At 58.8% G+C, this 16,460-nt stretch carries 10 protein-coding genes; 2 read left to right on the top strand and 8 right to left on the bottom strand.

Going from position 1 to position 16,460, the window contains the following annotated elements; genetic code table 11:
- Positions 1-55 precede the first annotated feature (55 nt).
- From B149_RS0104885 to B149_RS17790, 8 genes are all read right to left on the bottom strand, one after another.
- Entirely contained in the window at positions 56-409 is a 354-nt protein-coding gene (locus B149_RS0104885; protein WP_018124051.1) for a hypothetical protein, read from the bottom strand.
- A gap of 162 nt (positions 410-571) precedes the next feature.
- Positions 572-1,519 carry a LuxR C-terminal-related transcriptional regulator gene (locus tag B149_RS0104880; RefSeq protein WP_018124050.1) on the bottom strand — a complete coding sequence of 316 codons (948 nt, stop codon included), beginning with the start codon at positions 1,517-1,519 and terminating at the stop codon, positions 572-574.
- A 166-nt stretch (positions 1,520-1,685) separates the two neighbouring features.
- Positions 1,686-3,050 (bottom strand): MBL fold metallo-hydrolase, encoded by a 1,365-nt coding sequence (locus B149_RS0104875; protein ID WP_018124049.1) that lies wholly within the window; start codon positions 3,048-3,050, stop codon positions 1,686-1,688.
- A complete protein-coding gene (locus B149_RS16465) occupies positions 3,047-3,805 on the bottom strand; it encodes an endonuclease/exonuclease/phosphatase family protein (RefSeq protein WP_018124048.1) in 759 nt (252 codons plus the stop codon). Before B149_RS16465 ends, B149_RS0104875 begins: the two co-directional genes overlap by 4 nt.
- Positions 3,802-5,934 carry a VTT domain-containing protein gene (locus tag B149_RS16460; protein WP_018124047.1) on the bottom strand — a complete coding sequence of 711 codons (2,133 nt, stop codon included), beginning with the start codon at positions 5,932-5,934 and terminating at the stop codon, positions 3,802-3,804. Before B149_RS16460 ends, B149_RS16465 begins: the two co-directional genes overlap by 4 nt.
- 164 nt (positions 5,935-6,098) lie before the next feature.
- The gene (locus tag B149_RS0104860; protein WP_018124046.1) at positions 6,099-9,134 is read right to left on the bottom strand and encodes an efflux RND transporter permease subunit; all 3,036 of its coding nucleotides are present in this window, start codon (positions 9,132-9,134) and stop codon (positions 6,099-6,101) included.
- Positions 9,131-10,243, bottom strand: coding sequence for an efflux RND transporter periplasmic adaptor subunit (locus B149_RS0104855; protein WP_018124045.1), 1,113 nt, complete (start codon positions 10,241-10,243; stop codon positions 9,131-9,133). Before B149_RS0104855 ends, B149_RS0104860 begins: the two co-directional genes overlap by 4 nt.
- Before the next feature lie 82 nt (positions 10,244-10,325).
- On the bottom strand, positions 10,326-10,907 hold the full coding sequence (locus tag B149_RS17790; protein ID WP_018124044.1) for a TetR/AcrR family transcriptional regulator: 582 nt from the start codon (positions 10,905-10,907) through the stop codon (positions 10,326-10,328).
- 209 nt (positions 10,908-11,116) lie between these two features.
- Here B149_RS17790 and B149_RS16450 point away from each other — a divergent pair, with 209 nt between their 5' ends.
- On the top strand, positions 11,117-14,422 hold the full coding sequence (locus B149_RS16450) for a chemotaxis protein CheB (RefSeq protein WP_018124043.1): 3,306 nt from the start codon (positions 11,117-11,119) through the stop codon (positions 14,420-14,422).
- An 11-nt stretch (positions 14,423-14,433) separates the two neighbouring features.
- Complete coding sequence (locus B149_RS17785; RefSeq protein ID WP_018124042.1) at positions 14,434-16,458, top strand: PAS domain-containing protein; 2,025 nt, start codon at positions 14,434-14,436, stop codon at positions 16,456-16,458.
- Positions 16,459-16,460: the final 2 nt, after the last annotated feature.

Below are 16,460 nucleotides of genomic sequence, written 5' to 3'. Positions count from 1 at the left end.
GATTATAAACAGAGTATCTGTTCGGCGTTACCTGTATAGGGGCGGAACAGGGGATTTAGCGGGGGGAGGGCTCTCCCCGTTCCGGGGCCGGAATATCCGCACTGAATTCGAGCATACCCTGATCACGAAGATAGGCCAGAACGTAAATGCGCCCCGAGCTACGAATATCTACTCGCAGGCGTAGCGGTGAAAGCGTTGTGGGGGATTCGGCGGATCGCGGCGGACAGGACGCCAGCTCCAGCAGTGCGCCCTCTTTTGGCTGAAAGAAAACCTGAATATGACAGGGCAAAATGGCAGGAAGGCTGTTGGATGCGTCGAAGCCTATTTCAAGCTCGGCCATGAAGCCTGATCGGGACGGCACTTTGATGAAAGGTCTAAGAGTCGGTGGATCGTCTTTGGTCGTGGACATGCTCGCTCCTTGAATAGGCCGGAATCCTTTCCCTATGGGTTTTCCGGACAATCACTCTACTTTCACAGATGAAAATAGAGCCCGAGAGCGAACGATTAAAGGTGATGAATGGGGGAAGAAACGGGGAGTCGGTGCGGACCGACTCCCCGAGGGATGGAGTGCTTAAAGGGATTTCAGCGATTTGAGGTGCATTTGCAGCGAGGTCTTCTTGCCGACGAGCCCCAGCTTCTTGCGCAGGTTCTTGCGGTGGGTCTGCACGGTCTCAAGAGCGGAGTGCATCATGTCCGCAATTTCGGTCGTGCTGCGGCCGGCCTTGATGTAGCGAGCAACTTCCAGTTCCGTCGGAGTCAGCTGCATGAGTTCCTGATCGAATTCCTCGCTCTGGCCGCCGACTGCCGCATTGAGCTGGCTGACCACCACCTTGGCGTAGGCCTCGCGGCTTTCGACGGATTCCGCATGAACCATCTTGTCGAGCGTGGGTTCTATGGAGTCGCGGATGATGGCCGAGATCTCCCGACGCAGGGCATCGGTTTCATCGTCCATGGCACGAATGACGGTCTTGAGGGTAACGGCCATCTCGCCGGACTGTTCCTGCTCCTGCTCCAGTTCCTGTTCAAGCTCGCGCCGACGCTGCCGCTCTTCGCTGAGTTGAAGATGGTATTCCCCGAGGCTTTCCCGAATGGCGCGCAGCTCGTGTTCCAAAACGGTTTGCCGTTCTTCCTTGCTGGATATCTCCCGCATTTGGCCCAGCGCCATGGAGAGCACCTGTTCGATGATCTCGATGGAGTAGTCACTTTTGGGCAGAAGGCTCCAGACGCCTTCGGAGAAGGTTTTCAGCGTTTCCGAAATGTTGTCTTCGTCAGCCACGAGCACGAGAGGAACGCAGGCGTCCCTTTCGGAAATACGGCCGAGCAGTGTTTCGCATCCATCAAGCTCGGGGCCCGCTTCAAGCAGGACGGCATCGGGCGACTGAGTGAGATACATTTCCCACCCTTTCTCAACGTCGTTGGAGGCATATGTGGTATAGCCGCGGGCAGAAAGGTGCCTCTCCGCTTCGGACTGGAATTCCCGGTCGGAACCGAAAAGAATTACGCTGGGATTGTCATTCATTATATACTTGCTCTTCGTGCGTTGTTGAAGCGGGGTACTCAAAATGGGCTACCCCGTACAGGTTGCTTTAGCAACGTACACGAAAAAAATAACGGTGTGGAGAGGGGGAGAGGAAAAAGTTCTTGAATGGGCGGAGCGTTGCGGCAACGCTCCGCCCGTATGGCGTTTATTTGATCGGGCAGCCGCGCATCCGGCAGGCGGCCATGGAACCGAGGCTGTTGCCCACATCGCCGAAACCGCGTCCCTTGAGCAGCGAAGCGGCGATGATGGCGCGCATCCCGGATCCGCAGAAGGCAACGAGCAGTTCGTTCTTAGGCAGTTCGTCCATTCTGTCCATCAGCTCGGCAAGCGGGATGTGAATGGCCCCGGGCAGCATTCCCCCCTCCACTTCACCCGGCTTGCGCACGTCGAGCACCCTAAGGGAGTCGTTCTGAACGCCGTCCACCAACGAGTCCACGTGCACGGCCGGAATGGTGTCGTACGGCAGTCCTGCCACTTCCCATGAGGTCAGGCCGCCGCGAAGGTGTCCGGTTACCCTGTCGTAGCCGATGCGGCGAAGGGTGGTCAGTGCTTCGGAAACCTGCTCCACGTTTTCGGCCACAAGAATGATGTCCGCATCGTAGGAAAGGAAGAAGCCGGCGTAGGGGGCGAGCATGTTCAACGGAATGGCTGTACTGCCGGGGATGAAGGCACCCGCAAACGCTTCGGGACTGCGGATGTCCACGACCTGTGTTCCTTTTTCCAGCGCTTCGGAAACCTCTCCGGGCGCCATTGGGGTCGGAAAGGCGAGGTCGTCCAGCGGACGCGGATTGCCCTGCTGGTTGTGTTCTTCCATTTTGAGGAAATAGGGCGGACGATCATGGCTTTCCTCGCGTTTGGCGCGGATGAACGCGTCGCGGTCGAACTGCAGCATGCGGTTGTGCCTGCGCTCATAGCCGATGGTGGAGAACTCACGCTGTGCCATGTGAGCGCCGCAGACGGATCCGGCACCGTGCGCGGGATAAAGAATGGTCTGGTCCCCCAATGGCAGAAGCTTTTCGTGGATGCTGTCGTAAAGCGCTTCGGCCCAGCGGTCCACCGGCTCATAGAAGTCGGTCCGGCCCACGTCGCCGATGAACAGGGCGTCGCCGGTGAACACCCCCAGCGGCTCTGGAGCAGTTGAGGTATCGGCCATGACCAGTGATATGGACTCGGGCGTGTGTCCCGGCGTTTCGAGTACCCGCAATTCCAGATCGCCCACCTTGAAGGTGTCGCCTTCGGAGACGGCATTGCCGTATGCGAAGTCCATGGCGGCCCCGTGATGGATCGTGGCACCGGTCTTGCGCGCCAGCTCCACAGAGCCGATCACGTAGTCCTCGTTGCGGTGGGTTTCAAAGATGTGCGTGATGCGCAGGCCGTTTTGCCGCGCGAGGTCGAGGTACGCTTCAATGTCCCTGCGCGGGTCGATGACGGCGGCTTCGCCCTGATGCCCGAGCATGTACGAGATATGTGCAAGTCCTTCCGATTTGAAGGCTTCGAGAAGCATGGTCATGAAAGGCCTCCTTGTGTGGTTTCCTGGTTGTTGCCGGGGAGCGAGCTTACGTCGAGCTCCGCCACCAGCGGCAGATGATCGGATGCCGTGCGTGCCGGCGGGCGGCGGTCCGCCGTGAGCGAGAGCATTCGCCCGCCGGGACGTATGTAGATGCGGTCCAGCGCGAAGACGGGCACTCTGGCCGGAAAGGTCCGGGGCGTCTTCGTGGGACCGAAAAGGTCGGAGAGACGGCGTGGCAGGTGGCCCCACGGCAGCCATTCATTCAGGTCCCCCATGAGGATGGTCGCGTCGGCGCGGGTGTTTGCCACCAGCTCGTGGATGGCGTCCATCTGGCAGCGGCGTTCCTTTCTCTTGAGACCGAGGTGGGTGGCCACCACGCAAAGGTGCAGGCCGTGGTAGTCGTAATGGGCCTCGATGGCTCCGCGCGGTTCGCGTCCGAAGCACTCCAGCGGATGCCGGATCACTTGGCGGGGGGATATCCGGCTGAGAAGGGCATTCCCGTATCGCGAGTCCGAGCGGAACATGGTGGGGCCGAACTGGATGTCCATGCCGATTCCCGCAGCGAGTTCACCGAGAGAACAGGGGGTTCCGGTCCGGCTCATGGACACCACTTCCTGCAAGGCCACGAAGTCGGCGTTCAGGTTCTTGATGACCGTCATGATCCTTTCGGGTTCGCTTCGTCCATCCGAGCCGCGCCAACTGTGCACGTTATAGCTTGCAGCGCGCAGGATGCCGTTCTCGCCAGTGAGCGTCACGCCTGTTCGCCGTCCCTGTTGATGGATTCTTCCTGCGGATCCTGAATGCTCCTGAGTCGCCGCTTCATGACGAAGCCGAGGCCCATGATGAGCGCCACGATCAGCACGAGAACGCTGATGGTCACCGGGCCGGGGTCTCGCAGGGCGTTCATGAGCTGTCCGCCGAAGAGCGTCATGCCCAGAATGCCCGGAGCCATGCCGATGACCGTTCCCATCAGGAAGTTTCTCAGGCTGATGTGGGAGGCTCCCGCCACGAGGTTGATGATGGTGAACGGTGCCACCGGCAGGATGCGGACCACGATGATCGAGGTAACCCCGAAGCGTCCGAGCTGCTTGCTGATGGCATTGATGCGCGACCCCGTGACGTGCTTGACCGCGTCATGTCCGAGCAGGCTGCCCACGAGGTAGATGAGACTCGATGAGAGGAGGCTGCCCGCCAGTGAGGTGGCCACTGCCGTTGCGGGGCCGAATATCCCGGCGGTCAGGATGATCAGTATGGTGACCGGGAACATCACGAAGCCGCCGATGATGAAGCCGAGTACGCCGAACAGTGGTGCCATGGGTAGCTCGCGGACGCGGTTGGTCCATTCGAGCAGCAGGGCCGTGTCCGCGTACTCCGAAAGCGGGGTATACCGCCAGGCCAGCGCCATGGCGATGAATGCCGCCAATACTATGCCGAGATTGATGAAGCCGGAGTATCCCCTTCGAGAGTTGTCCGGTCCCGTGTAGTCGTCCATTATTGCGTCGAATGTTCCGGGCTGTGCCGGATCGAGTGGTCTGGCGAACTCCGGGTCCACCGGTACCGGGGGACCGTTTCGCGTTTCCAGTTCGGGGCGGAGCCTTTTGGTCTCGTTGCGAAGTTTCTCAATGCATTCGCACATGGTGCAGCCCGAGCGCTCCTCTTCTTCGAGGCGCTCGGGGGAGATGCCGAGGTGATGGGCCAGCAGCCTTCGCCTGAAGTTCGTCAATGCACCCTTGGAACGTACCGGGCGAAAGTCAAGATTGCACTCGGTGTCCAGCCCCATGGAGCGGTTGTTGAGGTTGGCCGATCCCACCGTTGCGAATTCATCGTCAATGATCATGACTTTGGCATGCACCTTGACCGGTGAATTGCCATCCTCGTCGGAGAATGGGCAGTACACTTCAAGCCTGTCATATTCGTCGGACTCGTGCAGGCTGTCCAGCACCTCTGATTGAAGCGGTTCCATCACCAGCCGTTCCACAAGGCCGGTCGGCGTGTGCGGCAGGATGATGACCACCTCGGGACCATCAGGCTCCCTGAGGCGCGAAGCAAGGGCCTCCTTGATTGGCTTGGAGGTGAAATACTGGTTTTCCATGTAAATGCGCGAATCCGCCTTGCCGATCTCCCTGAGATACATGCGTTCGATCTCGCGAACTTCCGCACGCTTCTTGTACTTGGGTATGGTCAGGGAGACGGTTATCTCTTCGTCGTGCATGTCGGGCGTTACAGAGTCCGGCCACGGGTCGCCTTCGGTCTTCTCGGGTGGCGTCAGGCAATGGCCGGTGGCCCAGAGCCAGCGTTCCCGCGCGATGTCGGCAAGCGCCTTGGCCGGTTCACCGTCCAGCACCATCTGCACATCGTGGTACGGGGTGTATTTTTCTCCGTTCGGGGCAGTGCGTCGATCATCGTCCGGAAGGTGCTCCATGGTGTCCCAGCGGCCGGAGGAGAGGTCCATACCGCCGGAAAAGGCGACCTTGTCGTCCACGGTCACGATCTTCTGGTGATGGGATGACCCCATGGGAAACTCTGAGTCCAGATGGAAGTGTACATTCTTTGGCGTCTTGCGGGCAAAGCTGATCATCTGCAACGGTTCGCGATCCATGCTGTAGGCAAGCGGGTAGTCCCATATAAGGATGTGGACGTGTACGTCCGGCCGTTCCTTGGCGAGATCATTGAGCAGTTCGTAGAGTCGAGGTCCGTCCGGGTCGCGTTCCAGCAGCAGGCGGCTGTCGATGTCCCAGCCGACGAGCAGGACGGATCGTTCGGCCTTGCGGACGGCCTCGGCCACTGCGCGGAAATAGTTTTCGCCATCAATGAGAAAGGCCGCACGAGGGCTGCGGCCCCGGCGGTTGGAGGTGTCGTCGTTGGTATGTTCTTTATCTTGCATAGGTATAGTCCTTTTTCATGACCATACCATATAAATCGAGTGTTGTGGGAAGGAAAGGGCAGCGGGTGGGGACGAAGAGGGTACTCGTTCCCACCCGCTGCTTCACTTCAATCGCGGCGCGCCTCCGTGGGGGACTGCATAAGCATGGAGGCGACACCGGTTCGTCAAGGTATACGAACCTTGTAGAACAATGAATAGAGTACCGGCACCACTATGAGCGTCAGCACCGTTGCGAATGCAAGGCCGGACATGATGGTCACTGCCATGGCCGAGAAAAACGCGTCGGTAACCAGCGGCACCATGCCGAGAATGGTCGTTGCCGCGGCCATTGAGACCGGACGGATACGGCTGATGGAGGCATCCACCACGGCCTTGTATGGTTCCTTGCCGCCATTGAGCTCTATGCGAATCTGATCCAGCAGGACCACCGAGTTCTTGATGAGCATGCCCGAGAGGCTCAGGAAGCCGAGCAGGGCCATGAATCCGAACGGCTCCCCGGTCACCAGCAGGCCGAGCGTGACCCCGATGATGGAAAGGGGCACCGTCAGCCAGATGAGCAGGGGCATGCGCAGATTGTTGAAGAGCATGATGGTCGCCAGAATCATGATGGCGAACGGGATGAACAGGCTTTTGCCGAGGCTGGCCTGCGCGTCGGTGGAGTCTTCGTACTCGCCGCCCCATTCCATGCGGTAGCCTTCGGGAATCTCCATCTTCTCGATCTGCGGCATGAGTTCGGCCAGAAGCGCCGAGGGCAGTCCCTGCTTGGGTTCGCAGGACGCGGTGATGGTCAGCATGCGGTTTCTGGTCCGCAGGATGCCGAACTCCATTTCGGTGGAGAATTCCGATACCACTTCCTCCACCGGGATCAGGCCGCCTGCCGCCGGGCTGGCCACCCGCACGTTGCCAATCTCGTCCACGTCCAGCCGCTCCCTGTCCGGCGGGCGAACCACGATGGGCAGCAGCTTGTCGCCTTCGCGGTAGACCCCGGCGGTCTTGCCGGAAAACGCCTGCTCCATGGCCTCTGCCAGACCGGGACGAGTCACTCCGGCGAGTTTGGCCCGGGCCTCGGAGATGACCGGGTGGATGACCTTCACCGGCTGACGCCAGTTATCGCGTATGGATTCGGCTTTGCCGCTTGCTTCCATGATGGCTTGCGCTTCAAGCGAAAGTTCGCGCAGGACATTGCTGTCCGGGCCGCTGAAGCGGACTTCGATGGACGCGTCGCGGCCGGGGCCGAGGCGGAACTTCTTCAGCTTGGCTTCGGCGTCCGGGTACTCCGCGCGGATCATGGTCTTGTACTCATCTATTATGTCGCCGATGATCCGGTAGTCCTTCACGTCCACCAGCAACATGCCGTAGGAAGAGTTGGTCTTCTGCGGGGCATAGGTCAGGATGAAGCGGGGACCGCCGGAGCCGATGAACGAGGTCACGGAGGTAACCCGGTCGTCTTCAAGGACTCGCTCTTCTATTTCGCTTATGTCCGAAGCTGTTCGGCGGACATCCGTCCCCTGGGGCAGCCAGTAATGGATGAAGAAGCTCGGCTGCGTGGAGGCCGGGAAGAAGCTCTGCTTGACCAGCCCGAAACCGACCACGGCCGCCACCAGCAGCATCGCCATGAAACCTATGGTGGCCTTTCTGTGATGCAGGCAGAATTCGAGCAGGTTGCGGTACCACCGGTACATTTTGCCGGAGTAGCTGTCTTCGCCTTCGCCGTGAGTCTTCGGGTGCAGGAACATCTGGCACAGTAGCGGGGTGACCGTCACGGCCGTGAACCAGCTGAGCAGCAGCGAGATGCTCAGCACGATGAACAGCGAACGGCAGAATTCGCCCACTGCGTCCGGACTGAGGCCGATGCCCGCAAAGGCCATGATGGCGATGATGGTGGCTCCGAGGAGCGGCCATTTATTCTGTTCCACAACGTCGAGGGCCGCTTGGAAACGGTCGTAGCCCTGCTGATAGCGGATGAGGATCCCCTCCACCACCACAATGGCGTTGTCCACCAGCATTCCAAGCGCGATGATGAGCGCACCGAGCGAGATTCTTTCCAGCGCGACGCCCGCCAGCTTGATGAAGATGAAGGAGCCGCAGATGGTGATCAGCAGGATGCTACCGATGAGCATCCCGCTCTGGAAACCCATGAAAAGCAGTAGCACCACGATGACGATGCCCACGGCTTCGGCCAGACTCAGGACGAAGGAGTCCACCGCCTGCTCCACTCGGTCCGGCTGGAAATAGACCGGCTCGATCTGCATGCCCACCGGAGTTTCGGCCTGAAGCTCGGTAAGCCTTTGCTTTACCGCCTCGCCGAGTTCGACCACGTTGCCGCCCGAGGTCATGGAGATGCCGAGGGCCAGCGCGCGCTTGCCGTCCCGGTGCATGATCTTTTCAGGCGGGCTGTCGTAGCCCCGACTTATTTCGGCCACGTCGCGAAGCGGCACCAGCCTGTTCTCGGCGGAGTCCTTCACGTACAGGTCGCCGAGTCCCTCGACGGTGTCGATGCCGCCCGATGGGGAAATGCGCACATATTCGTCATCCACGCGAACCCTGCCCGCAGGGACCGCGAGGTTTCGTTTGGAGAGCGTGTCGAGCAGCGCGTTCATGGATGTACCCAGCTGATTCATGCGGGCACGTGATATTTCCACGAAGACCTTTTCCGGGCGTTTGCCCCAGATGGTGACCTTGGCCACGTTCTCGACCAGCAACAGTTCCTTGCGCAGATAATCCGCGTAGTCCTGAAGGTCCTGTCTGGAATACCCTTCCCCGGTGACGGAGAGAAGAATGCCGTAAACGTCGCCGAAGTCATCGACGACCAGTGACGGTCCCGCTCCGGGAGGCAGCTGACTCTGCGCGTCGGAGACCTTGCGCCGCAGCTCGTCCCAGACCTGCGGCAGGGTTTCCTTGTCGTACGTGTCCTTGATCTCCACCGTGACGATGGACTGTCCCGGCTTGTTGAGCGACGTTACCTTGTCCCGCTGGCCGAGCTGTTGGGCCGCGTTCTCGATGACGTCCGTCACTTCGTCCGTGACTTCTGCTGGCGTGGCACCGGGATAGTTGGTGATGACCAGAGCCTGCTTGATGGTGAACTCCGGGTCTTCCAGCCGCGGCATGTTCAGGAAGGAGAGTGCGCCACCTACAAGAAAGGCCAGCGTCACCACAATGGTGACGGTCTTTTTGCGAAGGCTGATTTCGGTCAGGCTCATCCCCGGCCTCCGATGCGGCCCTCAAGCACCCTTACCTTCTGGCCTTCGCAAAGGTAGTCAACACCGGCGGAAACCACGGTGTCGCCCTGCGAAAGGCCCTTCTTGATGACCATCATGTCATCCGTGATGCGTCCCGTGGTGACAGGCTGCTTGTGTACCGTGCCTTTGTCCCTGACGATCCAGACGTATTTGCCGTTGCCCGGAGTGCCGGTGACGCAGGAGAAGGGGACGCTGACGAACTGCGCCTCGCCGCCCTGCGACAGGCTGGCCCGGACTTCGGCGGTCATGCCGGGATGAATGCCCAGATTGCCGGGGTTGGCCATGGTGAAGGTTACTTCATAGGTCTGGGTCTGCGTGTTTGCCTTGGTCTGGAATTCCTTGAGCGTCAGGGGAAAGACCTTGCCGGGCAGCGATTCAAAAGAAGCGGTGACTTCGTTCAACCCTGCTGCTTCACCGCGGAAGCCCTGCATCCACAGGTTCTCCGGCACGTTGACCGACACGTCGAGCGCGGAAACGTCTTCCAGCTGGACGATAGACTCTTTGGCCTGCACGTATTCATGTGTGTCGGCACTGACCATGGCGATAGTGCCGCTGAAGGGGGCGGTTAGCTGCGTATACTGAAGGTTCAGGCGTGCCTTTTTGAGTTCCTGTTCAAGCGAAAGAGCCGTGGCCCGGCTGCTTTCGAAGTTGCTCTTGGCGGTGTCGAACGCGGCCTGTGCGATGGTGTCCGAAGCCAGAAGCTCCTTGTTGCGCTCGTAATTGAGGCGTGCTTCGTTGAGTACGGAGCGGGCGCCAGCGAGCTTGGCGCTCAAATCGGCAACCGTGGCGCGGATGTCGCGCTGGTCGAGCTTGGCGATGAGCTGGCCCTTGGTGACGAAGTCACCTTCCTTGACTTGGATGTCAACGACCTGTCCCGGAATGCGGAATGCGAGGCTGACCTCGCGGTTTGCTTCCACCTTGCCGGGAAAAGAGCGAACTTTCGCGTCCGAGCCGGACATGATCTTGAAGGCCCTGACCGGCCTGATCGGGTCCTTTTTCTCAACCGGTTCGGAGCAGCCCGCCGCCGCAAGCAGGGCGCACAGGATGAACAACATCTTGAAATTGTGCATGAAAGAAACTCCTCTTGCTTTTATGAAATATGGTCTATTTGTTTTAATCAATCAGTTGATTGTTTTGTGTCTGAAAAAAAAATCAGTCCCAGACTTTGGTGACGCCGTCCTTGAGGATGGTGGAGATGATGGAAATGTATTTCTCGACAAACCTGTCGTCATCAAGGGCGGAGGCGTCTTCCAGCAGCAGGTTGGAGTAGATGGCTCCCATGACTGCCGTGAAGGTAATGTGCTGGGTCTCGTAATCGGGAAAGCTGGATAACCCCAGCTTGTCGATGTTGCTTTCGAAAAGGCCGTTGCACAGCTCATGGTGTTTGGTGCGGAGCTCCTCCAGCTCCGGAGCGCCGTGGTTCAGTTCCTTCAGCCCCAGAATGAAGAGGTTCTTGTTCGTGCGTGCGCAGTACACCATGCGCCGAACGGATATCTCGCACATCTCGTAATGGTTGGATGCCTCGTTGAAGGAGGCTTCCAGTTCTCCGAAAACCAGTTCCGTGAACGATGCGAAAATTTCGCGTAGTAGCCCGGCCTTACCCCCGAAATAATAGGATATCATGGCACTGTTGGCCCCGGCGCGGGAGGTGATGTCGCGGATGCCCACCGAGTTGTAGGAGTGCTTTGCGAAGAGCTCGGCGGCGGCGTTGATTATGGCCTGACGTTTTGACATGGAGAGGTTGATTAATCGATTGATTAACCCCTGTCAAGCACGCGTTGGGACCTTTGCGATTGAAAGGCATATGTGAAGATGATACTGGTTCTTATAAATCCGATTCCCTGTTCACAATGACACTCCGGAAGCCCCGCCGGTCCGGAAAAAAGACCGGGGCCGTTGTAAAACGAATTCAATTTCAACCGCTTGCTGCAAGGAATCTGTTCATGAGCCAAAGTGATGACACGCAGGGGAACGCCCCGACCTACTACGTGGGCATCGGCGCGTCAGCCGGGGGGCTGGAAGCGCTGGATACGTTCTTTACGCACATGCCGACGGACAGCGGCATGGCCTTCATCGTGATCCAGCACCTTTCACCGGATCACAAAAGCCTCATGGTGGAGCTGTTGTCCAAGCGGACATCCATGCCCGTGAAGCGTGCCGAAGAAGGCATGAGGGTAGAGCCGGACACCGTCTATCTCATTCCACCCAAGAAAGAGCTGAGAATTTTCCACGGAAAACTCGTGTTGCGGGATTTTCAGCAACGTCATGTGCCCAACCTGCCCATTGACACCTTTTTCCTGTCGCTGGCCGAGGACGCTGGAGAACGTGCCGTGGGAATAATCCTTTCCGGCACGGGAAGCGATGGTGTTCGCGGTGTGCGTGCGCTCAAGGAATACGGTGGCATGGTTCTCGTGCAGGATTCCGAAAGCGCACGCTTTGACGGAATGCCCAGTGCGGCCAAGAGTACGGGACTCGTTGATATCGACCTGCCCCCAGAGCAGATGCCGGAAAAGCTGGTCTCATTCATCAGTCATCCCGTGAATCGTGCTGCCGGAGCCGAAAGCCCGGTGGTACAGGACGACGACGGGGTTGCGCGCATTTTCTCGATGCTTCGTGAAAAGACCAAGGTGGACTTCACGTACTACAAGCAGAGCACCGTCATGCGCCGCATCCAGCGCAGGCTAACGGTGAACCAGATATCCGACATCAGGGAGTATGCGGAGTTTCTTCAGTCGAGACCCGGCGAGCTGACCACGCTCTACCGGGAGTTGCTCATCGGCGTGACCAGTTTTTTCCGTGATGAGACCGTCTTTTATCAGTTGCAGGAAAACTGGCTGCCGGACCTCATGGAGCACAGCGAGACCTCGGAGCTGCGGTTCTGGGTGGCCGGCTGCTCCACCGGGGAGGAAGCGTATACGCTGGCGATACTCGCCCAAGAGGCCCAGCGCGAATCCGGCCGTGCGGTGAACGTCAAGATATTCGCCACAGACATCGACCGCGATGCCATCGTTTTTGCAGGCAATGGCCTGTATCCCGAGAGCATTGCCGCCGATCTTCCGGAAGGCATACTCTCGCGCTATTTCATCCGGCGCGACGATCATTTTCAGGTGGACCGCAAGACGCGCGAGATGGTGGTCTTCGCCCAGCACAATCTCATCAAGGACCCGCCGTTCACCAACATCGACCTCATCAGCTGCCGCAACCTGATGATCTATCTTCAGCCCGTGCTTCAGGAAAAGGTCGTCGATCATTTCAACTTCTCCCTGCGGCCCGGTGGGTTGCTTCTGCTGGGCACCAGCGAAACCATGGGCGAGGCAGCCAAACATTTCGAAACACTGAGCCACAAATGCAAGGTGTTCCGCTCCCGGGGAACCGGGCGGGCTTCAAGTCTCGCGAAGCAGCCGGTCAGTATTCCGGAGGCCGTTCAGAAACCGAGTTTTCAGGTCAAGGCTCCGAACCGCGCGACCTCCAGAACCGAAGAGAGGATTCAGGAGCAGTTGCTGCAGCGGATGTCCTCCGAGTTTTCCTCGCTTGCGGCCGTGGTCAATGAAAACCTGGAGCTGATTCATCTGGCAGGGGATGCTTCGGGGTATCTCAGACCGCCGGCAGGCAGACAGGTGAACGACGTGACCAAAATGGCGGAGCGGGAGTTGGCCATTCCGCTGGCCACGGGGCTGCAACGCGTCTTCAAGACGGGGGAGAGTCTGCGATACGGCAATATCCGCCTTGGCAACGATGGGGATCAGCGCATGGTCGAACTGGGCATTCATCCCATGTCCAGCATGCCCGGCCAGCTTGATCTTGCCGCCATTTTTCTGCGCGAACAGGTCAAGCCCGAGGATGTCTGCCCGGAAAACGTTCGGGATTTCGACATCAATCAGGAGGCGGAGCAGCGCATCAAGGATCTGGAGCAGGAGCTGCAATTCAAGAGCGAGAATCTGCAAGCCACTGTGGAGGAACTCGAAACATCCAATGAGGAACTTCAGGCCACTAACGAGGAGCTGTTGGCTAGCAACGAGGAGCTGCAAAGCACCAACGAGGAGTTGCAATCGGTCAACGAGGAACTGCATACGGTCAACGCGGAGTATCAGACGAAGATTCTTGAGTTGACCGAAATGACCAACGACCTCGACAACCTCATGGCCGCGACAAGAATCCCGACGCTTTTCCTGGACGAGAATCTGGAGGTTCGAAAGTACACCCCGGAATCCACGCGGATATTCCGGCTCGTGCAGGGGGATATCGGGCGACCGCTGTCTCATATTTCGCATGACCTGAAAGCGGACCCGCTTGAAGTGGCAGAAGAAGTTCTTACCACGGAGAAATCTCTTGAGCGGGAAGTGACCACGATTGAGGGCGAGTGGTTTCTCATGCGCGTGCTGCCGTACCGGATTGACAGCTCCCAGTCATCCGGGCTGGTCATTACGCTCATCGACATCTCGGGCCTCAAGCGTGCAGAGAGCAAGCTTTCCCGAAGCGCTGCCCGGATGCGCAGCATCTTTGAAGCCGCTCCCGTGGGACTCGGCGTGGTCGAGGGGCGTGTCTTTCGCCAGATCAGCGGCCAGACCTGCAAGCTTTTGGGATATGCAGAGAGCGAGCTTGTGGGAAAATCTACTCGCGTCATGTTCTCTTCGGATGAAGAGTTCGAACGGGTTGGCCGCATTCGTGAAGAGGCCGGAGACGATGCAGGCACCGTAACCATGGAAGCCACCCTGAGACGCAACGACGGAACGGACTTTCCCGCGCTGCTCAGTTTTGCGCCCACGGATCCCGACCAGCCCGATGGCCTGCAGGCTTTCGCAGTGTGGGATACGACGCGCAAGCGAAGGCAGGAAAAGGAGCTTCGGCGCATGACCGATCTGCTCAACGCCACCCAGAGCCTTGTATCCGTTGGCGGCTGGGAATGGGACGTGGAACGTGAAAGCATGTTCTGGACGGATGAAGTCTATCGCATTCACGGCATGAATCCGGAAGAAGTGCCCGGCGGCTCTTCCGAGCATATTGACAGAAGTCTTTCCTGTTACCGGCAGCAGGACGTGCCGGTCATACGCGAGGCATTCAGGAAATGCGTCGAAGAGGGCGTCCCTTATGACCTGGAATTCCCGTTCACTGATCTGAACGGGCGGTCCACCACCATCCGTACGACGGCGAGTCCGGTTCTGGATAACGGGAAGGTGCTCAAAGTCATCGGCAACATCATGGACATTGGTGAGCAGGATTCCGGCAGCGCGGAAGAATCCACCGGCTAGCGGGGAAGAAAATGAAGTTCGAAAAGCAGTTTGAGCGTTTGCGTCGTCAGGCGGAGAACATAGTCGACGAGAGTGGCTCCAATGAGGCGGAGTGCCTGAGGCGCAATTTCGATGAAGTGCTGCACGAACTGCAGATTCATCAGGCCGAGTTGGAAATCCAGAACGAAGAGCTTCGAAGCGCCCAGACCGCGCTCACGCGGGCGCGGAACCGCTATGAACGCCTCTTCCATCAGGCTCCGGTGGGATATGCCCTGCTGGACCGCGATGGGGTAGTGCGCGACGTGAACAACACCCTGTGCGAAATGCTCGGGTATACGCATGCGGATATGGTGGGCAAGGGCATTACCGTCTTTCTGGCTGATGGCGACAGGAACGTTTTTCTCGGGCGCTATAAGGCCTTTTTCAACCAGCCGGGCAACAAAGGGCTTGAATTGCGTCTGCAGCCCGCAAAGGGAAGGCCGCTCAATATGCGGCTTGAGGGCTCACGTCTTGAGGAGTCGACCGGTGAGTACGAGTGCCGCTCTGTGGGATCGCTCATGGTCTCGTTCAGCGATATCACGGAACGGGTCAGGGCGGAGCGGCAGAAGTCCGTAGCCATGCAGGAACTTCAGGAGCTGACCAACACCTTCGTTGCCATGCTCGATCATACCACCGACTTTCTTTACTTCAAGGATGCGGGTCACCGTTTTACCGCCGTAAGCCAGTCCATGGCCGAACTTACGGGGCACGCACACTGGCGCGACATGCTCGGCAAGACCGATCAGGACGTTTTTCCTGAAGAACATGCCGTGGAATACCTGAAAACAGAACGCCCGGTCATTGCGGAGGGTAAGTCTCTTCTCGGGGTGCAGGAAGCCTACATGCGTCCGGACGGGGAAATCGGCTGGGTGAGCAGCAACAAGTGGCCTCTGCTCGACGATGGCGGCAACATCATCGGACTTTTCGGCATGTCCCGCGACATTACCGATCTGGTGCTGATCGAGAAAGAGCTGAAGCGCAAGGTGGGCGAGTTCGAAAGCATCTTCGACAGCAGCGCGCTGGTCACCATTTACCTCAAGGGCGATCGCCGGATGCATCGCGTCAACAAGCGGTTTGAGCGTATGTTCGGCTATACCGAGGATGAGGTGACCGGGAAGCATGTCTCACTGCTGCACGTGACTCCCGATGATGCACGGCGTTTTGAGCGCGAGCACTACGAGGCGCTGAAAAACGGCCGGGTCCGACAGGTGGAATACCCTCTGAAAACCAAGGAAGGGCATCGGATATGGTGCAGCCTCTCAGGTAAGGCCGTGAATCCCCCCGCTCTGGAAGAAGGCGTCATCTGGGTGGTGGACGACATCAGCGAACGCAAGGAACTTGAGCAACTCAAGGCCGATGTGGACCGCATGATGATCCATGATCTCAGGAGCCCGCTCTCGGGCATCATCGGGCTTCCACAGGCCATGCAGCAGGACGAAAATCTCACCAGAGAACAGAAGGAACTTTTGCATACCATCGAGCAGGCCGGGTATCGGATGCTCACGCAGGTCAATCTCTCGTTGGATCTCTACAAGATGGAAACGGGCCAGTACGTCTACCAGCCGAAGTCCGTTGACATGTGCAGGGTTCTCAAACGCGTCGCCGCTGATCTGGCGTCATTGGCACACGTCAGGGGGGTACGAATCCGGATCGCCATCAACGGCACGGATCTCGCCAGTGCTTCCAATTACATGGTCACTGCCGACGAACTGCTCATCAACACACTCATGAGCAACCTCGTGGCAAATGCCGTGGAGGCTTCGCCCTTCGGCAGCGCGGTGGATGTGATGCTGTTCACTAACGAGAGGCACCACGCACTTGCGGTGCACAACCTCGGTACCGTGCCCGAGGAGGTCCGAGACGACTTCTTCGGCAAATACGTTACCCACGGCAAGGAGAAGGGGACCGGGCTTGGCACTTACAGCGCAAGGCTCATGTCTGAAGCCATGGACGGTGATATCACGATGACAACCGGAGAGCAGAGTGGAACGACGGTTACGTTCCGTCTGCCGAAATAGCG

The organism is Desulfovibrio oxyclinae DSM 11498 (genome assembly GCF_000375485.1).
Taxonomy (GTDB): domain Bacteria; phylum Desulfobacterota; class Desulfovibrionia; order Desulfovibrionales; family Desulfovibrionaceae; genus Pseudodesulfovibrio; species Pseudodesulfovibrio oxyclinae.
This window is presented reverse-complemented; position numbering and strand designations above follow the sequence as displayed.